This is a genomic window from Myxococcales bacterium (assembly GCA_016706225.1).
GTDB lineage: Bacteria > Myxococcota_A > Polyangia > Polyangiales > Polyangiaceae > JADJKB01.
On record JADJKB010000025.1, the window covers coordinates 62,250 to 84,531 of the forward strand.

The window sequence follows — 22,282 nt, forward strand, 5'->3', positions numbered from 1 at the left end:
CCCGTTCCGGCGCGACCGGCTAGCGCGGGGACCCATCGAGTCGGCAACGCACGTGAGGGACGAACGCGCGGCTCGGCGCGCCTTGAAACGTCAGCACTTCTTTGTGCTCTTGGGGCTCCAATCGAACGCGGATCGGCTTGGCGCTGACGTTCGTGGAGACGTAGCAAGTCGCAGCAGGCGTGCAGCGACTTCGGATGTGCACGATGTGGTCGTAGCCGTAGTTCCTGTAACGCGCCTCTGGCCACGACTGAACGCAGGTCGCTGGCGTGGGGGGGCTCTTGGCCCCCGCCATGGAATCCGTTGGCAGCGCGCCGGTCGCGAACACGGCGGCCAGGAGCAGAGTGTGCCGAGGCAACGAGACAAATGGACGATTCATGGGACCCCGTCGCCTCCGAAACGAAAGAAAGCGAGTGCACGCGTCGTGCCACCATACGCAGTTCGCGTAGGCGCCGTTCATCGCCGCCCGAGTGTCAAGCGACAAAACCGGCTTTGCGTTGGCGTCGAGGTCGCCAAGCAAGACCGCCCCAGGTGTGGCGATCGTGTGGCGGCGGGCCGTGATTGATTTCGCATGATTTGGCCGCTTCCGCGCCGGGGTCGGCGCGCTCGCGCGTGGCGCGGAAATCGCAGGCTGAACCGAAAGCGCGCGACGCGAGGATGGTCACATGACGGAACAACGGGTCACTGCCTACATGCTGGTGGTCGAGGAAGGCGTGCGATGGATCCCGACGATCGGGAAGACGCGCGGCCCAGCCACCGAGCGGGTGTTCGTCGCCCAGGCGCCGGGAGAACCCGAGAACAGCCTCGTGAGTCGTGTGGTGCGGCGCGCGCAGGAGCTGGTCAAGCGGCAGACGCCGATCGAGTGTGCGGTGATCGCGGTCAACAACGCCGCTCACGCGGAGGTGCTCGCCGCGCGCTACGAGATGGCGCAAGCGTTGGTGAGCGCCATGTCGGGAGCTTCGGCCGCGCGCCTGCACTTCGCGCCGCCGCTGCTGCTCAGTAGCGAAGCACGCCACAGCTTGCTCTCGCTCGCCGGCACTCTGGCTACGCAGCTTCGGACCTTGTCGGTGGAAGTTTGCATCCGGTTCGGGGCTCGCCCGGGGCCGCGGTCGGCGCTGCGCGTGGAAGAAGCCGGGATCTGCGTGGGCGACCTGTCGTTCGGCGCCGCCTGAATCCCCCGGCCACCACGCCTTTGCGCATTCCTCGTCGAGCAAGCGAAGTCTCCCTGATTTTTCAGCTCGGGACGGCGGACTTTGCGAGCGCCCCGTGGGTACGTGCGGCGACCCGGGGCGGCAGAGCGCGCGGCTCGCTTGCGCTCGGATCGAGAACCCGATAGGCGAGCAACTTCACGCGATCGTTCACCACGAACCAGACCAGCGCATGACCCCAAACGAATTCGGCCCAACCCCAACCGAGCGGCGTCATGAAGAGGCCGTAGACCGCGATCAGCGTCGCGGTGAGCTGCGTGCCGAAGACCGCCGCCCAGAGCATGCGAGCCGGACGGATTGACCAGAACGGCCCCCGCGAGCGCGTTAGGAAGATCGTCAGGTGTCCGGCGACGGACAGCTTCAGGTCCGGCGACGAGTCGAGCTGTGCCAGAAGCACCGGCATGGGAAGGGTTTTCAGTTCGTCCTTCGCGCTGGGCTTCGTTCTCGGCGTCGAGTCGGAGGCTTTGGCTCGCGCGGTCCTGGCGTGCATCCGATCAAATGGGGCAAGAGCCGTGCCCGACCCCCGCGCCTGTTTCGCCTCCACGGTCAGGGCGGGAGACGCTCGGGTACGTCGAGGCGCGCCACGCCGATGCGATGGTCCGCCATTCCATAGTAGACGTCGTAGCGGTCCGGTGAGCCGATGTCGTCGCGCCGATCGATGCCCGTCGGGAACACGACGTTGGCGACGGTGCCGTGGCGTTCTTGCGGCGTCACTGGTGTCAACACTGGCTGCGCCGAGCGATACAAGACCTCCCGCGGGTGATCCTTCGCGAGCACCATCACTCCGGCCGAGTAACACAACTGACGTCCGCCGTTGGCCGGCTCCGTCGTCTCGCCCACACCGTGGTAGACGATCAACCAGCCATGCCGGGTCAGGACGGGCGGAGTGCCGCCGCCGATTTTGAGCTGCTCCCAAGGTGATACCGGTGTCGCTAGGCGGTGGTGTGAGTTGAGCGGGCCAAAGTGATGCGGTTCGACGTCCCCGAGCGCCATCGGGCAATAGGAAATCCAGATGCTTTCGAGATTGAGATCCACTCCCCGTGACGCACTCCGGTCGACGGTTTCCTCCGGACGAGTTCCGGGGAAAAGTGGCCGATGCAGGATCCCCAGCTGCAGCTTCCCGGCGTGATTCGGAACCGCGACGGGGAAGACGCTGGCATCCTTGTTGTCCACGTGGACGAAATCGATGCCGCGATACGGAGCAAATGCAGCAAGGCCCAGGCGTTTCCAGTGGATCAGGTCCTCCGATTCGGCCAGGGCGAGCCGTGGACCGACGGGAGAAAGCGCCGTGTACGCCATCACGTAGCGCCGAAGCGGCTCGACAAAGGTGATGCGCGGATCCTCGCACCCCCCGCTGCCGTCAGCGCGCAGCTCGTAGTCAGCTTCCGGCTCGAGCGCAACGCCGAGCCGTTCGACTCCGCACGGGTCGCCGACCTCATCGAACCGAATCCGCGCGATGCCGATGCGCGAGAAATTTCCCCGGGCGACGAGCCGGGGAAAGAGGTAGAGCTGGCCGTCGGAGCCGCGAGCGGCCGCCGGATTCAGGACACCTTCGATCTCCAGCGGATTGCCCGGCTCCGGCTGCATGAGCTGCCCCAGGCGCTGCAACTGGAAGGCGCTCATCGGCGCTCCACCGACCGCGTCTCCGCAGTTCGCGCGCCGTCCAAACAAGCAGTGATCGCTTCGATCACCCGCTTCGATTCTTCGATGTCTCGGACCTGGATCGACACAACGCCGGCCTCTTTGACCGGATAGTCGTTCCCGCCGGGGAACAAGGCATCCCCGATGAAGAGCATCTCGTCGATGCCAACACCAAGTACGTCGCGGAGCTTGCGGATACCGTAGGCTTTGTCGATGCCCTGCTGGGTGACGTCAACGGAGGTCGTGCCACCCAGGCGCACGGAAAATTCGGGGATCAGCGGAGCGAGGGCAGCCTTCATTCTTTTTCGTTTGGTGAACTCCGGGTCCCATTGCTTTTTGGCTTCGAGGGGGGCTCTTTGCCCGAGGGCAGAGAACGTGATCTGGCTTCCCCGGTCTTCAATCACCTCTCCCCAGATCTCCTCGGCCTTGAAGCCCAAGTAGTCGGTCACCTGCTGCAAGGAGCGGATGATCTTGGCCTTCTCGTCAGCGCTGAAGTTCTCGGCGTACAGCAACTTCCAGCTGGATTCATACTGGAAGAACTTGGTTCCGCAGGTGGGTAAGAGCGACAGACTCCGGAGGTGTTGATCCTGGGGCAGCTTCGACAGCACTTGCGCCTCGAATTGGGGCCAAGCCGCGCCGGAGATCACCGCGACGTTGGTGATCCTGAGAAGCGCGCTGAGGAGAGCGACCATCTCGTGATCGAGCGACGACTTGCTCTCGGCAAGGGTGCCATCCAGGTCGAAAACAACGAGCTTCTTCATGAGTCAGGGACCGCCAGGCCCGGTCACGGCTCCGCTTCCCACTTCCAGTTGCGGATCTCCGGCATGTCCTGGCCGTTTTTGTCGATGTAACGCTTGTGCTCGATGAGTTTGTCCGCGAGCTCCCGCCTGAGTTCGATGCCCGCGGCGCCAGTCTCGGGCACGCGGTCGATGACGTCCATTACGAGGTGGAAGCGATCCAGATCGTTCAACACCGTCATGTCGAAGGCCGTGGTGATGGTGCCCTCCTCTTTGTAGCCACGAACGTGGATGTTCTCGTGGTTGGTGCGGCGGTACGTCAGCCGATGGATCAACCAGGGGTAGGCGTGGAAGGCGAAGATGACCGGTTTGTTCTCGGTGAAGAGTCGGTCGAAATCCGCGTCGCTGAGCCCGTGCGGGTGCTCGGTCTGTGGTTGCAGCTTCGTGAGGTCGACGACGTTGACCACGCGGATCTTCAGCTCGGGTAGACGCTCGCGTAGGATGGACACGGCGGCGAGTGTCTCCAGCGTGGGGACGTCGCCACAGCAGGCCATCACGACGTCGGGGTCTGCGTGCTGGTCGTTGCAGGCCCACGGCCAGATGCCGATGCCCGCCGTGCAGTGCTCGACGGCAGCGTCCATCGCGAGCCACTGCGGCGCCGGGTGTTTGCCGGCGATCACGACGTTGACGTAGTGGCGGCTCCGCAAGCAGTGGTCCATCACACTCAGCAAACAATTTGCGTCCGGCGGCAGGTAGACCCGAACAATCTCCGCCTTCTTGTTCATGACGTGGTCGATGAATCCGGGATCTTGGTGGGTGAAGCCGTTGTGAGCTTGGCGCCAGACGTGCGAGGCGAGCAGATAGTTCAGCGAAGCGATCTTCCGTCGCCACGGCAGATGCGACGTGACCTTCAGCCACTTCGCGTGCTGGTTGAACATCGAATCCACGATGTGGATGAACGCCTCGTAGCAATTGAAGACACCATGCCGTCCAGTGAGCAGGTAGCCCTCGAGCCAGCCCTCGCACTGGTGCTCGCTGAGCATCTCCACCACACGCCCGGTCGGCGCGAGAAATTCGTCGTTCGGCAGCGTCGCGGCGTCCCATTGGCGTTCGGTCACGTCGAACACGGCTTCCAGGCCGTTCGACAGCGTCTCGTCGGGACCAAAGATTCGAAAGTTGCGCTGGCCCATGTTCCGCTTCGTCACGTCGCGCAGGAATCGCCCGAGCACGTGGGTGTCGCCAATGCCGCGCACGCCGGGTGAGGGCACGTCGACCCCGTACTCGCGGAAGTCGGGCAGCTCGAGATCGCAGAGCAGGAGGCCGCCGTTGGCGTGGGGATTTGCGCCCATGCGTCGCGCGCCCTTGGGCGCGAGCTCGGCGAGCTCCGGTTTCAGGCGGCCTTCTCCGTCAAAGAGCTCCTCCGGCCGGTAGCTCCGGAGCCAGTCTTCGAGTAGCCGGAGGTGCTCGGGATGGGTCGCTGGATCGGAGATTGGCACCTGATGCGAGCGGAACGTGCCCTCGATCTGCCTGCCATCCACCAGCTTCGGCCCCGTCCAACCCTTGGGTGAATCGAGCACGATCATCGGCCAGCGCGGGCGCACCCGGTTGGCGTGGACGCGGGCGTCCTCGTGGATTTTCCTGATCTGCTCCAGCGCCGCGTCGAGTGTGGCGGCCATGGCTTCATGCATCAACTCCGGCTCGTGACCCGCCACGAAGTACGGTGTCCAGCCGTAGCCGCGGAGCAACTGCTCCAATTCCTCGCGGGTGATCCGCGCCAGCACGGTCGGGTTGGCAATCTTGTAGCCGTTGAGATGCAGGATCGGCAACACCGCCCCGTCGGTCACGGGATCGAGGAACTTGTTCGAGTGCCACGCGGTGGCCAAGGGGCCGGTCTCTGCCTCGCCGTCGCCGATCACACAGGCGACGACGAGATTGGGATTGTCGAACACCGCACCGAACGCATGGCTCAGCGAATACCCGAGCTCGCCGCCCTCGTGGATCGAGCCCGGGCACTCCGGCGACGCGTGGCTCGGAATGCCTCCGGGAAACGAGAACTGAAGAAACAGCTTTTGGAGACCCGCCTCGTCCTGGCTGATGTCGGGATAGATCTCGCTGTAGGTGCCCTCGAGATAGGTGTTGGCCACGACGGCTGGCCCCCCATGTCCGGGGCCGGAGACGTAGATCATGTCGAGGTCGTACTTCTTGATGACCCGATTCAGGTGCACATAGATGAAATTCTGTCCGGGGGTCGTGCCCCAGTGTCCGAGCAGCATGTGTTTCACATCCGCGACCGCCAGCGGCCGCTTCAGCAGCGGGTTGTCGCGAAGGTAGATCTGGCCCACCGACAGGTAGTTGGCGGCGCGCCAGTACGCGTCCAGCGCGTAGAGGACACGGGGCGATAGCGTGTTGCGCCGCCCCGTTCGGACTGCCGGTCGGAAGGGCCGCCCGCCTTCGTTCTCCCAGCGCTCCAAGGAGCGTTGCTCGACTGTCGACATCGGATTGTGTTTCCGCGCGCGTCCGCTCACCACTAGTGATGGGCGTGCAGGCGCTCCAGCACGCGCTCGATGGCCTTCTCCAGCTTTTCAGCTGCGCCATTGATGGCCGCGTCCACGCTCGCTGCTTGGTGCGTGACCGCGGTGGGTTGTCGGCCCTCGATGCGAACCTCCATCATGCAGCGTTTGTCGTCTTGCCCGTTGTCTGGCCCGCTCTTGCCGCCCGCCTGGGCGCTGAGGTGAACCTCCACCCGTGTGATCTGACGCGTGAATCGCCTGAGCGCGTGCTCCACCACCCCTCTGACGTGGTCGGCAAGGTTCTCTCGCCCTTCGATGTTGTGGTCGGTGTTGATTTGGATATGCACGGTTCTCCCCGGACTAGCTCCGCAAAAAATGGGTGCGGTCAGCGCTGAGCGGCAGCCCCGAACCCCCAACTGGAGATCAGCAGACTATTCGCTGTGTGCGTCTGTTTGACATCTGGCACGTGCGCTGTGTGGCGCCGTCCCTGGTACGCCGCGTGCCGCTGACACCAAAACTCGCGGCCCTCGCTCTGTCGCCGCGCTACCACGCACTGTGGGCAAGGTGGCTCGATGCGCAGCGCTTCGGCCGCTTGCCGGCGTTCCAGCGGCGGAACTACCAGGGTTGCGCACGGCGCGATTCGCACCAGCCGCTCGGCAACGGAGCCGAGCAACAAATCCGACAGGCCGTGGCGTCCATGCGTGCCCACCACGATGATACGAGCGTCTAGCTCCGCCGCCAGTGTGGCGATTTCCTTGGCGGGCGCCCCACGCCACACGTGGGTCACCATCCGGCGAACCGGCGGCGAATCGGCGAGGGCTCGGCGGGCATGGGCGAGCGCGAAGGCGTTCAGGCGCTCTTCTTCTTCGTCGACCCGAGAGCCGTCGGCAGCGGCGGCCAGCCCTTTTTCGACGACGTGAATGATGTGTAGCTCGGCCGCGGGTGCCGCCGCAGCCAGATCCCAGGCCATCTCGAGCGCGCGCTCTGACGAGTTGGAGTAGTCGATCCCGACCACGACGGTCGTTGGAAGAATTTCGGACATTCATTACCTCACTGGTGGCTGAAGCACGAGCCGTTCCAATGCATGGCCGCCGGTGCAGCACGCCCGACGTACCCTCCCATTCGGTCAAGAGACCGAGCGTGCGCATGACTCGATGCAAGCGCCGTTCGAACGACGTGTCGACCGAGCGTTTCTCGAATCAAATGAGTCAGCTCTCCCACTGCGCACGTCCTCCCTAGTCCTCCAGGTCAGCCAGCGTCCGCTTGTAGGTTTCCCCGTCTATCTCGCCCTTCGCGAACCGGCGCTGGAGAATATCCCGCGGCGAGTCGCGCCCGTTCGGCGGGCCGCGTTTCGATCGGAGCAACACCCAAACGATCGCCACCACCAACACCACGCCGAGCATCCACCCGAACGGCATCCAGCCCATGTGCCCGTTTCCATTCCACATCCAACCCATGTGTCCTCCTGCGTTCGGCCCGTGGTCCATGAACTCACCTCGCTTCGACTGATTGGGGGGCGGCAGCTCGATTCAGCACTGCTGGTTGAGCCTGCGACCGCCTCCGTCCAACAGCGCACTCAGCGCTGCCGCGCTTGCGCCTTGCTTGCGCGCTTCTTCGGGGACCGGGCCTTCTGCACGGCGCGCTGCCTCAAGTTGTCCGTACGTTTAACGCCTCCGGCGGAGCCACGGGTGCTCTTGCGCGAGGGCTGGCCCGTTTCAGAGCTCTCCAGTGCCGCGCCTGCTTTGTCGGAGTTCATGCGGTTGCGGTCCGCGGTATCGAGGAGCCCTGCCTTGCGGTCGTCGGCACTCACGCCGACCCGCGCTGTGTTCACCGGGTAGTCTCGTCGAGGTCTCGCCGGAGACTTCGCCCTGGGTGGATTGGCGCGTCGCTCGCGCTTCGCCCGAAATCGTTCTGCTTTCGTAGGCATGCTCGGTTCCTCATGTTGCATGGAAAAATTCGAGCGGCGCGTTCTCTCCGGCCGCGACATTGCAAGGCACGTCGTTGTCCCGTTGAACGCCGGGTGCTTCCGGACGGAACGGCGTGGGACGAAAGACGCTCAGCGTGAGCCCAAGCGGACGTCCACCCGTCGGTCTTCCGCCCAGCCTGCTTCGTCTTTGCCGGACGCGTCCATTTCGCCGCGCGACGACGATGTGATCTTACCGGCCGGGAGTCCACGCGCCTCGAGCTCGCTCGAGACGGCCGAAGCCCGAGCACCGCCCAAGACCATGTTGTATTCGCTCTCGCCGCGCGGATCTGCTCGACCCACCAGGTTCAATTGCCGACCCGCTAGTGGCCCCGTATTCAGGCATTGGGCTACTTGGCCCAGCACAGCGCCCGCGTTGGCGTCGATTAGAGAAGAGTCGAAGGCGAAGTGAGCGTCCTTTTCTGCGATGCCGCAGGCTTTTCGGATCTCTTCGGAGATGGAAATGGTTCCGGTGGTGTCCGCCGTCGGTTTCGCGGGCGCAGCGTGGGCGTTGGCGTTGCTTGACTCCTGGCTACCGGTTGGGGCGATTGGGGGGCCCGCTGCCTGACCGCCACACCCCGCCAGAAGTGAAGCCGCCAGGGCAATGCTGATCGTTGTCGAAAAAGAATGCGTGGGCATGAGAATCCTCTCTCAGGGAAAGACGGAGCCTCAATGATTGGCGACGTCTCGAGTTACGGTAGCGAGTGTCATCGCTGCGAAAGCACGAAACGTACCGCTCGGCGCGGTCCCACACTGCGGTGCAAGCGCGTCCAGCTGCGCGTCGCGAATCCCCACGCGAACTCGAGCTCGGGGTCCCGATTCCTGGGAGCGTCGGGCGCCCGGCGCACCGTGATCAGCCCGGGGAGCACTGAGGCGAATTTGTTCCGCCGGCCCGAGCTGCGACAGAACGCCCCAGTCCGGCTGTGGGTTGCGCTCTCGATCCAGTCGCGCCGCAGCGGCACGTGACTTGCTCCTGTTGCCGGGATGCCGAAAGGGAGCGGGGTGTCACTGGCTGATGCGGGCCCCGATCGAGCACAGCCTCATCAGATCCTCTCCGACAAATACGAGCTCTTGCGCGTGATGAGCTCGGGCGGAATGGGGTCGATCTGGGCTGCTCACCATCTCAGTCTGGACAACCAGGTCGCGATCAAGCTCCTGCGCGACGAGACGACGTCGGACGAGCTGCGCCAGCGGCTGATCCGGGAGGCGCAGCTCGCCGCTCGCATCGAGCACCCCAACATCGTGCGCGTCCTCGACCTCGGCTTCACGGACTGGAAAGCACCGTACCTCGTGATGGAGCTGCTCGACGGTCGCGATCTGGGCGCGGAGTTGGAGGAATTCGGGCGGCTGTCCCCGGTACGCGCGGTGCAACTCCTGCTGCCCGTGCTCGAGGGTCTCGCGTCGGCCCACGACCGCAACATCGCGCATCGCGACCTGAAACCAGAAAACATCTTCCTCGATCGCTCCGAGGGGGGCGACTACGTGGTCCCCAAGATCGTCGACTTCGGCATCGCGCGATGCCTGACGGAACTCGGACTGCGCCGTATCACCAACGTAGGCAGTGTATTCGGGACCGTGCACTACCTGTCTCCGGAACAAGCGCTTGGAAAGGACGATGTCGACCATCGGGCGGACATCTGGGGCGTGTGTGCGGTGCTGTACGAGTGCATCACGGGATTACCACCCTTCGGCGACCGAGAGCCGGCGCTCGCGCTCAGGGCAATCATTCTGGAGGACGTGCCGCCACCCTCCCAGCTGGGCGTCGACACCAAAGGATTGGAACCGCTGCTCATGCGCGGGCTCCATCGCGATCGAGAGCTGCGTTGGCCCGGCGCGCGAAGCTTGGGACAGGCCCTCGGCGCGTGGCTGATCCAGCAGGGCGTGCACGAAGACGCCTCGGCTCACGGGGTTCGCTCGCGCTGGTTCGGCAGCATTTCGGACACGGAATCATCGCCGCCCCCAGGCATGAGCGCAGATCTGCGAGCGCGCCGAGCCGAGGCCGTGACCCTGGTGGACGAGGCCGCGCCAGCCCGTCGTGGTCGCCACACGAAGTGGATCGCGCTCGTTTGCGTCGTGTTGTTCTCGGTCGTGAGTGGGGCCGCGTATGGGGGGGCCCGCCGGTCGGTGCCCGAGCTCCGGCGCGCGGGCGACCACCGAAACGTGCGCATCGACGAAGCCGCCCAAGCGGGTTCGGACCCGGCGGCGGACGCTGTTCGGGTCGAGAAGGCCGAGGCATCTGCCGCCCCCTCTTCACGCGCGGTTCGGTCGGCGCCTGCGAACGGCGTTTCGAAGACGCAGCGCTTCGATCCGGTGTTGGGGTTCTGAGGCAATCGGCCTCGCGGCGCACGGGACAATTCGCGACGCTGAGCTCTTGCCACTGCAAGGTCGTCCCAAAACACTCCCGTTTCGCGCCGGAAATGCGGGCGAACGCTCCGGCACGAACCCTGCAGTGTGTAGCAATCATGCCTTCCTCCAGGCCCGGCTTCGTGCTCGTCTTTTCACTCGCCTCGCTGGCTACGGCGTGTGGCGACGGCGACGGTACGGGGGTCGACTCCGGCTCCGGCGGTGCGAAGGACGGTGGCGCGGGCTCCGGCGTCGGCGGTGGCGCGGGCTCCAGCGTCGGCGGTGTCTCGGGCGCTGGCTTTGGCGGTGTCTCGGGCTCCGGCGGTGCGGCGGCTGGAGCTGGGGGCTCCGGCTCCGGCGGCGCGGGCGGCGTTGCAATGGATGCTGGGGATGGCTCCACGACTCTCCCCGGCATCCCGGTGAAGCTTGGAGCGGCCGGCAAGTTCGTGATCCTCGCCAAAGCAGCGGTCTCCACGATACCGACCTCCGCCATCACGGGGAACCTCGGGGTGAGCCCCGCGGCAGCCACGTACTTCACTGGCTTCTCGTTGACCGCCGATCCCAGCAATGTGTTCTCGACCTCGTTGCAGGTGACCGGGAAGGTATTCGCAGCCGACTACACACCACCCACCCCATCCAACCTGACCACGGCGATCGGTGACATGGAGCTCGCGTACACCGATGCCGCAGGACGCGCGCCGGGCGTCACCGAGCTCGGCGCCGGCAACGTCGGCGGAATGACTCTCACGCCAGGCGTTTACAAGTGGGGCACCGGCCTCTTGATCCCGACGAACGTCACGCTCAGCGGTAACGCGACGGACGTCTGGATTTTTCAGATCGCGCAGGACCTCACCGTGAGCAACGCCGCGAAAGTCGTCCTTTCGGGCGGGGCGCTCTCGAAGAACGTCTTCTGGCAGGTGGCAGGTTTCGCGGACTTCGGGACGACGTCTCACTTCGAGGGCATCGTGCTGACTCAAACTGCGATCACGTTGCGGACGGGCGCGTCGATCAACGGCAGGCTGCTGGCTCAGACGGCGGTCGACCTCGACAGCAGCACCGTGGTCGAGCCGACCCAATAGGCCATGCGCCCAAGACCAAGAGAAATGACCCGCATGATGTCCCTCAAACGCCTCGGCCGTATCCTGCTGCTCACGAGCGCGATTGCGGCAAGCGCGTCCGTTCTGGTGCTGGACCAGCCGCGGAATCAACCGCAGCTCACGCTCGCCCTCGAGCTGCCCATCCACGTGGACGCCCTGCCGGTCCGGATTGCGCTCGTTCGAAGCGCCACTGCCCAGCCGAGCGCGCCCCAGCCGCTGCCCGAGAGGCCGGAGCTCGCGGCGGACGCCGAGCCAGTGGGCGCTTCGGACGCGGCAACCGCCGACAAGGCCGCACCCAGCAACCTCGACTATCGTCCGTACCGGAGCAGCCACGCCGACGCGGTCGCCACCGAGCTCGCCCGTAGCGTCAAGAACACCCCTCGGAGCGCGAAAGCGAAGCCGTCGGACCCCGCTGCCCCGCACAAAGAAGCGAGGAGCTCACTCTGCCCTGTTTCGGCATCCGAGTCCCAGACCTCGCCGGCGTGTTCCGCCGTCGATCTCTTTTCGAGCAAAGGTTACCTGGTGCTGCCGCGAACCCATGTTCACCTGGGCGTTGCCACGGAGCGCGTGAAAGTGACGGTGCGCCTTGCCACATTCTGAACGCGCCGAACGCCGCCCGAGGCGGCACGAATCCTGCGGGAGGTTTGAAGCATGATCAACGTGAAGCTGACGGTATTTGGAAAGACTGACCTCGGTCGTGTGCGTACGACCAACGAGGATGCCTTCGTCGTGGCCGATCTGGCGACGACCGAGCGCGTCCACTCGATGGAGCGCAGCGCCGGGCTGGATGCCGGTGAGCGTGGGATCTTGATCGCGGTTTCGGACGGAATGGGCGGCGCGCAGGCGGGGGAGGTCGCGAGCACGGTCGCACTTCACTCGGTCCGCGTCGGCATGAACGAGGGCTCCCCCGCGGGAGCGAGCGCGGCGCTGAAGACCAGCGTGGAGCGCGCAAACAGGAGCGTGTGGGATCTTGCGCACGCGTCCGGCAGAGAAGGCATGGGGGCGACTCTCACGGCCCTCCTGGTTCACGACCGTTACGCTTACATCGCGGAAATCGGGGACTCCCGAGCGTACTTGCTTCGCAACGACCGCCTCTTGCAGCTGACGCGGGATCAAAGTTACGTGCAAGAGCTCGTCGAGCGCGGCGTGCTCACGCCGGAGCAGGCGGGGGAGAGCGACTACAAGAACATCATCCTCCAAGCCGTCGGGCTCCGACCCGAGGTGCAGGTAGCGATGAGCCGAGTCGAGCTACGCCGAGGCGACCGCTTCTTGGTCTGCTCCGACGGCCTTTCGAACAAGGTACCGGACTCGGACCTGCACGACATCATGAAGGGGGCGTCGGTAGAGGCCGTGTGCAAGGAGCTCGTCGACACGGCGAATGGGCGCGGTGGCGAGGACAACATCACGGCCGTCGTGCTCGAAGTCGGCGGCGAACAGGCGCCCGTCGCGCTGAACGGTGAGCGAGTCTCGCTCTCATCCATCGTGGCCACGCCCGCCTGATAGTGGACTTTGCGCCTGACGCGGAGCTCGTATCAAGCCGCGGCACGGCCTGTGCAGTGAGAGACGGTGTGCGACACAAGTGGTGGTTCCGCGTCATTCGCTTTGCGCTCGTCACGCTGGTGACTGCCGAGCTTGGCTACGTCGCAACGGCCAATGCCTGGCTGAATTGGGGGGGCGTTCAGCACGCGTTGAGAGCCACCGACGATATTCGCGTCACGTTCCGCAGCGCATGGACACTGTGGCCGGGCCGCGTCCACGTGAACGAAGCGCGCATCTTGTTCCAAGACCACAACCTGGAGTGGTCCCTCGATGCGCCGCGCTTGGACGCGGAGCTCGCTCTCATTCCGCTGCTGTCCAAGACCCTGCACGCCACTCGCGTTCGGGGTGAAGGTCTGGTGTTTCGCGTGCGGCTCCGAGTCGTTGCAGCCGACGCCGAGCTGGCGTCGACCCTTGCGCTGCCGCCAATCCCCGAATTTCGTACCCCGGCCCTGGTGCCGGCGTACGTGCCCGCGCCGCCGCGCACCGATCTGTGGCGAGTTCACGCGGAAGATGTGGACGTCGGAGTGGTGGAAATTTGGGCTCAGCAGCTGCGTTATCAGGGTGTTGCGCGCGCCGGGGGCGCGTTTCGCCTGCACGCTGGGCAGTCTCTCGTGGTCGGGCCGGCTTCGATGGATCTCCGGTCGGGTCAGCTGCGGGCGGGCAACCGGCTGCTGGCGGGGAGTCTCTCGGGCCATGTCACCTGCGTGGTGCATCCGTTCTTCGTGAACGTTCCGGTCGGGCGCGAGGTGTTTCGCTACATCAGCGCGACCCTGGAACTGCACGGCGAGGACGTGAACCTCGAGCCTCTGACGGTGCTTCTGCCGCCGGGCGCGAAGTTGGCTACCCCGGGCGCGCGGCTGGATCTGCGGCTCGACGCGGAGCATGGCGTCCTCACCGACAAGACTCACGTCGAGCTCCAAGGTCCCACGCTCAGCGGAGTCTTTCGCGGCTGGACGTTCAACGGCAAGACGTTCGGGGTTGGAGCGCACGTCGCAGCGGATGGGTCGGGCGAGGTGAACGTTCGTTTCGAGCACGCCGGTGCTTCGCCCTCCGGAGAGCGCGGCTCGCAAGTCACGGTCACCGCGGCCCACCTGGCGGTCGCCAGCCCGAGCGTCGACCTGAGCGGTGATTGGGGTTTGGCGCGGGTCGATGGCGCAGTCACTGGGCTCGAGGTACCGGTGCTGTCACGCTTTGATGACCTGACAAAGCGTCACCAGCTTCGGCTCCGGGGCGGAAGTGCGCGGGTGGACGCGAGCGGGCGCTACGCCGGGGGCAGCATCAGAGGCGAGGGCCGCGCGATTGTCTCCAAGGCCCGGGGCAGCTTCGAGTCCGTGAATTTCGAGCTCGACGGAAGCGCCCGCCTTTCGCTCGGGCGAGGAAAGACGGAAGCGCTCTCGGAGGACCGGGTCGACCTGACGGTTGATGCCCGAACGTTGGCGGTGGTCGTAGGAGCCACCCGCGTCGAAGCGAGCAATGCCAGCATCAAAGGGCACGCGCGGCTACGTGACGGTCGTGGGACCGGAAGCGTGCGGGCCACCGCGAAGAGACTCTCACTGGTCGAGGGCGTCGTGCGTGCCGACGCTCGGCGCGTCGACCTGGCGTCCGAGGTTTCGCTGTCCCGGTCCAAGCTGACCCGCGGCTCCCTCGAACTCTCGCTACCCTCCGTGCGGGTTCGGGTCGGCGCCACGTCGGTCGTTGGCGCCGCCAAGCTGGCCGCAAAAGCCAAGGACCTGGACCTGTTGCTGCGTAGTGGCACTGCCCACGCCACCCTGACGGTCCGAAAGTTCTCCGCGAGCAGCGTCAACGCGAGCGCCAGCTGCCCGTGGCTGAGTGTCCCTAGAGCCACGCTTCGCGGTGAGCTCGGGTTCGCGACCGATGGGCAAGCCCAGGTCCACGCCGTCGCCGACATCGGCGCTCTCCGAGCGCGCTGGGACGATTTCCTGGTCACGGGTGATGCCCGTTTGGAGTCCCGGTATCAGCAACGATCCAATGACGCGATCTCTCTCGACGTGAACGCCAAGCGCCTTCACATGACGAGCGGCAAGAACCCGCGGGAGGGCTGGGAGGCGAAGATCCCGGAGCTCGAGCTGATGAGCAAGCTGCGCCGATCGTTCGGGCAGCTTTCGGGGACTGTTCGCGTCCGGGCCCGGGGTGTGGAGGGACGCTTGGGGCGCACCCCCGTGCACGCGGACCTCGGCTCGACGTGGCGGCTCTCGATGCTCGATCTCGAGCATGGCGCGGCCCTCGCCTCCGGTACGGTCAGCATCGACCACGCTGGGCTCGATGCGGGCAGTCTCCGCGTTCGCGATTGGTGGGGTCGCGTCACGCTTCCGACGTTGAGCGTGCTCGCCGGGGCCAATGTCGACGCATCTGGAGAATTTGGTGCCCAGTTTCGCGATGGCCTTCCGGCTCTTGGCATGTTCGCGGCGAGCGGAGACCTGCCCGGATGGGTGCCCTCTCTCTTTCCGCTGGAGGAGCTCGAGGCGACCGGAGAGTTTCGCCGCAGCTGTCGGATGACGGACATCGTGGTCAAGAACGCCAGCGGAGGACCGCTGGCCTCGGCGGGTCGCATCCAGAGCTCACCAGCCGACACGCGCGCGGCATTCCTGCTCCAGCTCCAATCACCGCTTCGACTCTCGGCTGGCATCGTCAGTCACGGCGACGAAGTGCACGTTGGGATTCTGGCCGGCAACGACTGGCTCTTGGAGCAGTCCAGGACCCTCGACGGATGGGCGCTGAACGCAACCTGTGAGAGCGCCGCCCCAGTCAGCTGCAAGATGGCCCGCGCCGAAGAGCCGGTCGAGTGATGGTCTCCGACGTCAGAGCTCGCTTTGGCGGGTTGAAGCGGCTCTGGCAAGCGTCGTGCTTCGTTTGGGTCGTCGCGCTGCCGCGAGCGTCGAGCGCACAACCGACCAGTCAGAGCGATGCCTGGCAATACCGTCGTTTCGACTGGCTGGACGTCGGCGTCACCGTCGCCGGCGCGACCGCTGTGGTCGCGACCACGTTCATCTGGCCGCCGAACGGGGACGTGCGCTGGCACGGGGGGGTGCTCTTCGACGACCGCGTCCGCGATGGCCTGCGCGCCAAGAGTCGAGCCGGTCGGGACCACGCACAAACGCTCGGTGACGCGGTCTACTTCGCAGGCGCCCTCTACCCAATCGTCGTGGATGGGTTCGTTGCCTTTGCGATCCGGCAAAAGCCCAACTGGGGTGTCCAGATGCTGCTCATCGACCTCGAAGCGTACGCGGTGGCGGGAGCGCTATTGACGGGGTCGGAGCGGGTGTTCGAACGCGGCCGGCCGAGCCTGACGCCGTGTGAGACGGATCCGAACTACGAAGCGCACTGCGGCCGCAACGACAAGGGTGTGGGTCTCACCGTCGCTTCGTTCGTCGGTGTCGCGCGTGTGATGGCGGGCAAGCACTTCATCAGCGACGCGGTGGGTGGCGCGCTCGTTGGCGGCTCGACTGGCATCCTGGTGCCGGCGCTGCACTCCACGCCGGTGAAGGTCGTGCCGCAGCTCAATCCCGACACCAAGGGTGTTGCGGCGGTCGGACGATTCTGACCTGGCGTGAACGCGCGTCTGGTCGTCGAATGCGGGTCCGCGCGGCGAGCGCGTCTCGCCTCGAGGGTGACGAGAATGCTCGAGCCGGGGCGTTCCGTCCCACTCTCGCCTCCGGCCGAACGCAGCGTTGGGTGCAGTGCCACGCCAGGCGTTCGAAAGCGAGGGAGCCACCTGGGCTTGCATCTTGCACTTCGGGCGGCATGGGAAGGCTCGTTCGGACGTCGGGGCTGTGCGCTCTAGTGATCATTGTCGGTACGCCGGCTGCTGCCTACGGGTACACGGTGAACAGCGAGATCACCGAAGCGTGCCACGAGACGATCACGCTCGATGCCCTATCCCGCCTCCGGAGCCAGCAGGCACTGGCGCCTCCACTGGAGCCACAGGGTCAAGACCGGGCGCTGGTCGACGACCTCCCGCTCAAAGCCGACACGGATCTGGCGGGCGCGACCCTTGTCCTCGCGAACCGCGACGTCGACCTGGACGGCAACGCGCCGGACGACCTGGACGCGTTGGCCATGGTCCACGGCTCCCCGGTGAATCAGAAGATGCACTGTCTGCGGGCCTCCAGTGATGACGAGCCCGACGGGTCTCAAAGGGCGTTGACCGCATGCCGGAGCGCGATCCGCGGTCAGGTGGAAAAGGCGTTGGCCGGGCTGGCCCCGGACGGAAGCGTGGACCCCAGCCGGCGCACGACCTTCGAAGCGGTGCTGGACATCCGTGGGTCGGTGGATGTCGCGCTGCCGACTTTCTACGTCGAGATGGGCCGGGCCCTGCACACCTTTCAGGATTCGTTCAGCCATCAATGGCGCACGAGCGATCACCTGCGGGTGACGACCGTGCTCAACTACGCCGACGTCGTCGACGAGGTGCATGAAGAATCCAGGGACGGGCCGCCGCATTCGTCCCAGCTGGATGCGTGCAGCAACCTGGATGCCTTGCGCACCGGCCGAATGAAGACCGCCCGGGATGCCTCCGTGGCGCTCATGGCCGCCGCGCTGGCGCCGGCCGCGAGCGACGCCGAACGGATGACACGGGTGGACGTGGTGCTGGGCCAGTATCTTCAGCTGGAACCGGGCTGCACGTATGCCAACCACTGGTGCGACGCGCCGGAGACCGAATATCGGGATCCCGCGGGTTGCGGTTGCCGAGCGAGCGTGGGCCAATCCCCGTGGGGCTTCTCGTCCTTCGTCTTCGGCGCGGGGCTGCTGTGGGCGCGGCGGCGCCGAGCCGGCCGCGGTGGGCCGCGCGTCGCGGCACGGGCCGCGCTGCTCGGGATCGGCCTGGCCAGCTCGCCCGCCGCCGCCCAAGACGTGCCGCACTCCGACGGATCACCCGCGGGTTCAGCGGCCGAATCGAAACCCAAGGCGGCCGCGGATCCCGAAGCGGAATCCAACCCAGAATCAGCGACGAAGCCCGAAGCCGAGCCGAAACCCGAAGCCGAACCGAAACCCGAAGCCGTGTGTTCTTCTGGCGATACCCCCGCCGACACGTCTCCAGACTCGGCGTCCCGCGAGCAGCCCTTTCCGCTGGGCATCTATTTCGCGGGTGGCGGCTCCCTGACCCATGCCGCCGCCGCCGCCTCCATCGGCGTCCGCTACCGGCTCTCGCCGCGCTTCTTGGTCGGCGTCGATGGCGAGCTCAACCCATTCTTCTCTCGCACGACGAAGCGGTTTCGCGAGGGCACGACCAACGTCTACGGCACGTTGGTCGTGCGCTTTCCCATGAACTACGAGCGAATCAACGTGCGCTCGACGTTCCAACTCGGCATCTCTCGGATGAACTTCGCCCTGTACGGCGTCCCCAAAGGCACGGTCGGCCCGTACGTCGGTTTCAACCTGGTGGGTCTCGAGTTCGAGGTCAGCCGCTCCGTCTACCTGATCCTCGACCCGGCTCACATCGCGATTCCGATCCCTCAAACGTCCGGCGTGCCCTTCAGCTACCCTCAGTACCGCGTGACGCTGGGGCTTCAGCTTGGTGCGTGAGCCGCCAGAGGTCCTCCGTGAGCGCGTGCGGCGGAGCGCAACGCTGGGTCTCGGCCGGGGTGGAGCGCAGTAGTCTTGTCGGTGACCCGGAACCTTTCGTGGGGGAGCGTCCCGGCGGGAGCGCGCCTTGCCACGCTCGCGTCGGCCGCGATGATCGCTCAGCAGGTCGCCGGGAAGGCCACCCGAGATGCACTCTTTCTCTCGACCTTCGGTGTGACGGCGCTGCCGGCGATGATGGCGGTTTCGGCGCTCTTGTCCCTCGTCGTCGCGTTCTGGCTCGCGCGCATGACCTTGCGCCACTCACCGGCCAAGATCGTGCCGGCGCTGTTCGGAGCGAGCGGCGTGCTCTTGCTCGGGCTGTGGGCCCTGAGCTTCAGCCTGCCGCGGCTGGCCGCCATACTGCTCTACGCACACACCGCTTTGTTCGGCGCGACCGTCATTTCCGCGTTCTGGTCATTGATGAACGAGGCCTTCGACCCGCACGCGGGCAAGCGCGCCGTCGCGTGGATCGCCGCCGGTGGGACGCTCGGCGGAGTGCTGGGCGGGATCGCCGCGTGGCGAGCGTCGACTGTGATTTCGGTGCCGACGATGCTGCCGCTGCTCGCGGGTACGAACTTCTTGTGTGTAGCGAGCACGTACCGCATGGCTGCTGGGGCGACGCGGCCTCGGTCCGAGAGCGCCGCGAGCACCGAGGCCGCTGCCGCGAATCCGCTGCGTTCGATTCGGGACGCCCCCTATCTACGAAATCTCGGGCTCATCGTGGCACTGGCAGCCATCACGTCGGGCCTCTTGGACTACGTCTTCAGCTCCGAAGCGATGATGCGCTTTGCGACCGCTCCCGAGCTGTTGGCATTCTTTGCCGTGTTCTGGCTGGTCGTGGGGGTGCTCTCGTTCGTGGTACAGCTCTCGCTCGGGCGGCTCGCGGTCGAAAAGCTCGGCCTCGCGCTGACGGTCGCGCTGCTCCCAGCCGTGGTCGTGCTCGGCGGGGCAGTTGGGCTCGCCGTGCCGGGACTGGGGAGCACGGCCATCCTGCGTGGTGGAGAGGCGATGCAGAAGAACTCTCTCTTTCGCACCGCGTACGAGCTGCTCTACACGCCGATCTCCGAAGAGAAGAAGCGCTCGACCAAGATGTTGATCGACGTTGGGTTCGATCGAGTGGGTACGGTACTGGCCAGCGCAATTACCGCGCTCGTGCTCTGGCTGGTTCCCGGGCGAACCGAAGTGCTGCTCCTCGTCGTGGCCATCGGCTGCGCGCTCGTGACCGTCACACGCTTGCGTCCACTGCACCGCGGATATGTGAGGATGCTGGAGCAGAGCTTGCGCAAAGGGGCGGAGGTCGAGCCCGTCGGTAGACAGTCGATCAGCCGCGAGGGACGGGCGCAGATCGCAGCAGAAGACGCCCTCGTCGAGCAGCTGGAGGACCGCCGCGCCCAGGCGCTCCCGGAGTCGTCGAGCGAGCGCCCGGCCGAACTCCAAGAGCGAACGGACAGCCTGGACGAAGCCATTCGAGCCGTCATTGACCTTCGCTCCGGCAACCCCCAGCGGGTCCGGCGGGTCTTGTCGGCAGATGGCCTCGCGGCGCCCCTCGTTTCGTTCGCGATCGCGCTCCTTGCCGACAAACAGTTTCACCTCGACGCGATCCGCGCACTCCGGAAGGTCGCCACACGCTCGACCGGGCAGTTGTTGGACGCGCTCTGTGACGAGAACGTCGAGTTCGACGTTCGGCGCCGAATCCCGCGTGTGCTCTCGGTGTGTTCCGCGCAACGGGCCGCGGACGGGCTCGTCCGGGGCCTGAGCGACGAACGCTTCGAGGTCCGTTACGCCTGCAGTCGCGCGCTGGTGAAGGTCGCCGGGCCGTCCTCGGGAGTGGTCGTGTCGCGGGAGGTCGTGACCGCGATCGTTCTTCGCGAGGCGAGTCTCGGCAAGGAAATTTGGGAAGGCCAAACGAGTCCGCCCTTCGACGAAGAGGAGGACGACGCGCCCGGGCTGTTCGAGCGGCTTCAGCAAGATAGGATCGATCGCAGCCTGGAGCATGTGTTCAACGTCATCGCGCTGCACGTAGACCCGGCGTCGCTCCGGATCGCCTTCCTCGCGCTTCACGCGGACGACCTCCACCACCGAGGAACCGCGCTCGAATACCTCGAGACCGTGCTCCCGGACGAGATCCGCGAGGCGGTATGGCCTTACCTCGGCGGGGCTCGTCCGATGCGTCCGGCGCGGCCCGCCCAGGAAATTCTCGCGGACCTGACCTACGGCGAACCGGGCACGGGTCCGTCGGCCGGGTGAAAGGGGCGGTGTCCGTCTCTGCGGCGTCGGGCTTCGGGACGCCTCTCATCCTCGGCGTCTCAACGTCACCCGCTGCACGACCGCGTTGCCGACGACACGACTGCCTTCATGCATGGCGATCTCGCCTCCCGACTGGACCCTGGACCGGGCCTCTGGCCAGAGCGGAGGGAGCCGAACGGTGCCGATACCACCGGGAGGAATCGATCGCGCGTCTTCCAGCGTGATGGGCGCGCCGTTGCTCTCCACCTCGCCGGACTCGGTGCGATTGCCAATGTTCCAGTCGGGTCGGTAGTCGGTGAAGACCGGGTGGGACCGCCCGCCGTCCTCGGTCGCCGTCAGGGCGAGGCGGGCTTCGACGAAGCCGTGCTCAGCCTCGCAGCTCCGAAAACGGCAGCGCGTGGCCTGGTCACCCAGCTCCATGCTCGGGCGCCTCGAGCGGCTGCCAGAGCTCCAGCCTGTTCCCGTCGCAGTCCTTGATCCAGGCGAAGAGACCATAACTCTCGTTCTGGCGCTTCGGGTCAATCCAAACGCCAGCAGCGGCGAGCGCCACCAACAGCGCTTCGAGGTCGTCCACGCGGTAGTTGATCATGACCGCCTGCTTCCCCTCGCCGAAATAGGTCGTGTCCATCGGGAATGGATTCCAGGCCGTCATCCCCGTCCCCGCCGGCACTTCATCCTTCCACATGAAAGTCGCGCCCCACTCGCCGACCTCGACGCCGAGGTGCTTCGCGTACCACGCTCCCAACGCCTTCGGGTCCGCGCTCCTCAGGAACACTCCGCCGACTCCCGTCACTCTCGCCATGTTGCCTCCTCGTCTGTCCTTTACCTTGCTCGCTCGCGCGGCCGCAACGCACAACGAAAGCGATCCTCCACGCGCCGGACGGCAACCTGGTTTTCTGCCGTGGCCGCGCGCTCGTGCGCGGACCCCTCAGGCAACGACATGTGGCACGCCGGTCCGAGTGACGGATCCCTGCTCGCGCGAGAGAGAAGGTGAAGCTCAACGATTTTCTAGGCACGGAGCGGCGCCCCGCCCCGCCTCGATGCGTCGCTCGAGCATCGGGTTCCGGTGCGGGCGCTGATGCACTACATGACATTTGGACGCCGTGCTCGACTGGTACCGCCGCTATCGCAAGTGGGCCCATGAGGAGTGGGATCAGCGCGCCAGCGTCGCCATGGCCGCGTGCGCCGGCGCGGCGGGCGCAGGCCTGCTCTCTCTCTGGCACATCATGGGCTGGTCGTGGCGCCCTTTGCTGGGGTGGGTTTGCCTGATCGGAGGTCCCATCGCGGCGTTCGACGCCTGGGGCGCCGCGATGTACCGCGGGCGCGCGGGTGAGGCTTGGGCGCGCTCCGCGCTGATCGTCGTCATCTCGCTCGGCGCGGCCTGGGTCGGGTTCGGGACCGAGTGACCCGGCGCGCG

The 22,282-nt window shown here is 66.1% G+C and carries 20 protein-coding genes and 1 pseudogene; 10 read left to right on the forward strand and 11 right to left on the reverse strand.

All coding sequences use genetic code 11. From position 1 onward, the window contains the following. Positions 1–19: 19 nt before the first annotated feature. Entirely contained in the window at positions 20–376 is a 357-nt protein-coding gene (locus tag IPI67_38845) for a hypothetical protein (GenBank protein ID MBK7586130.1), read from the reverse strand. Between the two features lie 286 nt (positions 377–662). Between IPI67_38845 and IPI67_38850 the strand changes: the two genes are divergently transcribed. Beyond that, positions 663–1,169 (forward strand): hypothetical protein, encoded by a 507-nt coding sequence (locus IPI67_38850; GenBank protein ID MBK7586131.1) that lies wholly within the window; start codon positions 663–665, stop codon positions 1,167–1,169. A 145-nt stretch (positions 1,170–1,314) separates the two neighbouring features. Here IPI67_38850 and IPI67_38855 read toward each other — a convergent pair. The 8 genes and pseudogenes from IPI67_38855 to IPI67_38890 form a co-directional block, all read right to left on the reverse strand. Further along, positions 1,315–1,563: pseudogene (locus IPI67_38855) on the reverse strand (metal-transporting ATPase). Positions 1,564–1,751: 188 nt separating this feature from the next. Beyond that, positions 1,752–2,828: a glycosidase gene (locus IPI67_38860; GenBank protein ID MBK7586132.1), complete on the reverse strand. Its 1,077-nt coding sequence runs from the start codon at positions 2,826–2,828 to the stop codon at positions 1,752–1,754. Next, a complete protein-coding gene (locus IPI67_38865; GenBank protein ID MBK7586133.1) occupies positions 2,825–3,607 on the reverse strand; it encodes an HAD-IIB family hydrolase in 783 nt (260 codons plus the stop codon). Before IPI67_38865 ends, IPI67_38860 begins: the two co-directional genes overlap by 4 nt. Positions 3,608–3,630: 23 nt before the next feature. Beyond that, complete coding sequence (locus IPI67_38870; protein ID MBK7586134.1) at positions 3,631–6,078, reverse strand: phosphoketolase family protein; 2,448 nt, start codon at positions 6,076–6,078, stop codon at positions 3,631–3,633. Positions 6,079–6,110: 32 nt separating this feature from the next. Next, positions 6,111–6,440 carry an HPF/RaiA family ribosome-associated protein gene (locus IPI67_38875; GenBank protein MBK7586135.1) on the reverse strand — a complete coding sequence of 110 codons (330 nt, stop codon included), beginning with the start codon at positions 6,438–6,440 and terminating at the stop codon, positions 6,111–6,113. 38 nt (positions 6,441–6,478) lie between these two features. After that, on the reverse strand, positions 6,479–7,135 hold the full coding sequence (locus IPI67_38880) for a universal stress protein (GenBank protein ID MBK7586136.1): 657 nt from the start codon (positions 7,133–7,135) through the stop codon (positions 6,479–6,481). Positions 7,136–7,328: 193 nt separating this feature from the next. Further along, the gene (locus IPI67_38885; GenBank protein ID MBK7586137.1) at positions 7,329–7,541 is read right to left on the reverse strand and encodes an SHOCT domain-containing protein; all 213 of its coding nucleotides are present in this window, start codon (positions 7,539–7,541) and stop codon (positions 7,329–7,331) included. Between the two features lie 608 nt (positions 7,542–8,149). After that, entirely contained in the window at positions 8,150–8,695 is a 546-nt protein-coding gene (locus IPI67_38890) for an OmpA family protein (protein ID MBK7586138.1), read from the reverse strand. A 345-nt stretch (positions 8,696–9,040) separates the two neighbouring features. On the opposite strand from IPI67_38890, the gene IPI67_38895 reads away from it, so the two are divergent. The 8 genes from IPI67_38895 to IPI67_38930 all read left to right on the forward strand — a co-directional run bounded on the left by IPI67_38895 (position 9,041) and on the right by IPI67_38930 (position 20,865). Beyond that, a complete protein-coding gene (locus IPI67_38895) occupies positions 9,041–10,381 on the forward strand; it encodes a serine/threonine protein kinase (GenBank protein ID MBK7586139.1) in 1,341 nt (446 codons plus the stop codon). A gap of 395 nt (positions 10,382–10,776) precedes the next feature. Beyond that, on the forward strand, positions 10,777–11,478 hold the full coding sequence (locus IPI67_38900; GenBank protein MBK7586140.1) for a DUF3494 domain-containing protein: 702 nt from the start codon (positions 10,777–10,779) through the stop codon (positions 11,476–11,478). Between the two features lie 33 nt (positions 11,479–11,511). Next, positions 11,512–12,096 (forward strand): hypothetical protein, encoded by a 585-nt coding sequence (locus tag IPI67_38905; protein MBK7586141.1) that lies wholly within the window; start codon positions 11,512–11,514, stop codon positions 12,094–12,096. A 51-nt stretch (positions 12,097–12,147) separates the two neighbouring features. After that, entirely contained in the window at positions 12,148–12,996 is an 849-nt protein-coding gene (locus IPI67_38910; GenBank protein MBK7586142.1) for a serine/threonine-protein phosphatase, read from the forward strand. A 68-nt stretch (positions 12,997–13,064) separates the two neighbouring features. Then, positions 13,065–15,842 (forward strand): hypothetical protein, encoded by a 2,778-nt coding sequence (locus IPI67_38915; GenBank protein MBK7586143.1) that lies wholly within the window; start codon positions 13,065–13,067, stop codon positions 15,840–15,842. Further along, a complete protein-coding gene (locus tag IPI67_38920) occupies positions 15,842–16,597 on the forward strand; it encodes a hypothetical protein (GenBank protein ID MBK7586144.1) in 756 nt (251 codons plus the stop codon). The genes IPI67_38915 and IPI67_38920 overlap by 1 nt, the downstream gene beginning before the upstream one ends. 281 nt (positions 16,598–16,878) lie before the next feature. Next, positions 16,879–18,579 (forward strand): hypothetical protein, encoded by a 1,701-nt coding sequence (locus IPI67_38925; protein ID MBK7586145.1) that lies wholly within the window; start codon positions 16,879–16,881, stop codon positions 18,577–18,579. A gap of 81 nt (positions 18,580–18,660) precedes the next feature. Further along, a complete protein-coding gene (locus IPI67_38930) occupies positions 18,661–20,865 on the forward strand; it encodes a hypothetical protein (GenBank protein ID MBK7586146.1) in 2,205 nt (734 codons plus the stop codon). A gap of 45 nt (positions 20,866–20,910) precedes the next feature. On the opposite strand, the gene IPI67_38935 is transcribed toward IPI67_38930, so the two are convergent. Together IPI67_38935 and IPI67_38940 are read right to left on the reverse strand one after the other, a co-directional pair. Then, the gene (locus IPI67_38935; GenBank protein MBK7586147.1) at positions 20,911–21,285 is read right to left on the reverse strand and encodes a hypothetical protein; all 375 of its coding nucleotides are present in this window, start codon (positions 21,283–21,285) and stop codon (positions 20,911–20,913) included. After that, positions 21,272–21,667, reverse strand: a complete 396-nt coding sequence (locus tag IPI67_38940) for a VOC family protein (protein ID MBK7586148.1) — start codon at positions 21,665–21,667, stop codon at positions 21,272–21,274. Before IPI67_38940 ends, IPI67_38935 begins: the two co-directional genes overlap by 14 nt. Before the next feature lie 301 nt (positions 21,668–21,968). Between IPI67_38940 and IPI67_38945 the strand changes: the two genes are divergently transcribed. Next, on the forward strand, positions 21,969–22,271 hold the full coding sequence (locus tag IPI67_38945; protein ID MBK7586149.1) for a hypothetical protein: 303 nt from the start codon (positions 21,969–21,971) through the stop codon (positions 22,269–22,271). Positions 22,272–22,282 lie beyond the last annotated feature (11 nt).

Bases quoted from the DNA above. Each gene is read 5' to 3' on its own strand.
- IPI67_38845 (MBK7586130.1), bottom strand. From the start codon at position 376: ATGAATCGTCCATTTGTCTCGTTGCCTCGGCACACTCTGCTCCTGGCC.
- IPI67_38850 (MBK7586131.1), top strand. From the start codon at position 663: ATGACGGAACAACGGGTCACTGCCTACATGCTGGTGGTCGAGGAAGGC.
- IPI67_38860 (MBK7586132.1), bottom strand. From the start codon at position 2,828: ATGAGCGCCTTCCAGTTGCAGCGCCTGGGGCAGCTCATGCAGCCGGAG.
- IPI67_38865 (MBK7586133.1), bottom strand. From the start codon at position 3,607: ATGAAGAAGCTCGTTGTTTTCGACCTGGATGGCACCCTTGCCGAGAGC.
- IPI67_38870 (MBK7586134.1), bottom strand. From the start codon at position 6,078: ATGTCGACAGTCGAGCAACGCTCCTTGGAGCGCTGGGAGAACGAAGGC.
- IPI67_38880 (MBK7586136.1), bottom strand. From the start codon at position 7,135: ATGTCCGAAATTCTTCCAACGACCGTCGTGGTCGGGATCGACTACTCC.
- IPI67_38885 (MBK7586137.1), bottom strand. From the start codon at position 7,541: ATGTGGAATGGAAACGGGCACATGGGCTGGATGCCGTTCGGGTGGATG.
- IPI67_38890 (MBK7586138.1), bottom strand. From the start codon at position 8,695: ATGCCCACGCATTCTTTTTCGACAACGATCAGCATTGCCCTGGCGGCT.
- IPI67_38895 (MBK7586139.1), top strand. From the start codon at position 9,041: ATGCCGAAAGGGAGCGGGGTGTCACTGGCTGATGCGGGCCCCGATCGA.
- IPI67_38900 (MBK7586140.1), top strand. From the start codon at position 10,777: ATGGATGCTGGGGATGGCTCCACGACTCTCCCCGGCATCCCGGTGAAG.
- IPI67_38905 (MBK7586141.1), top strand. From the start codon at position 11,512: ATGATGTCCCTCAAACGCCTCGGCCGTATCCTGCTGCTCACGAGCGCG.
- IPI67_38910 (MBK7586142.1), top strand. From the start codon at position 12,148: ATGATCAACGTGAAGCTGACGGTATTTGGAAAGACTGACCTCGGTCGT.
- IPI67_38920 (MBK7586144.1), top strand. From the start codon at position 15,842: ATGGTCTCCGACGTCAGAGCTCGCTTTGGCGGGTTGAAGCGGCTCTGG.
- IPI67_38935 (MBK7586147.1), bottom strand. From the start codon at position 21,285: ATGGAGCTGGGTGACCAGGCCACGCGCTGCCGTTTTCGGAGCTGCGAG.
- IPI67_38940 (MBK7586148.1), bottom strand. From the start codon at position 21,667: ATGGCGAGAGTGACGGGAGTCGGCGGAGTGTTCCTGAGGAGCGCGGAC.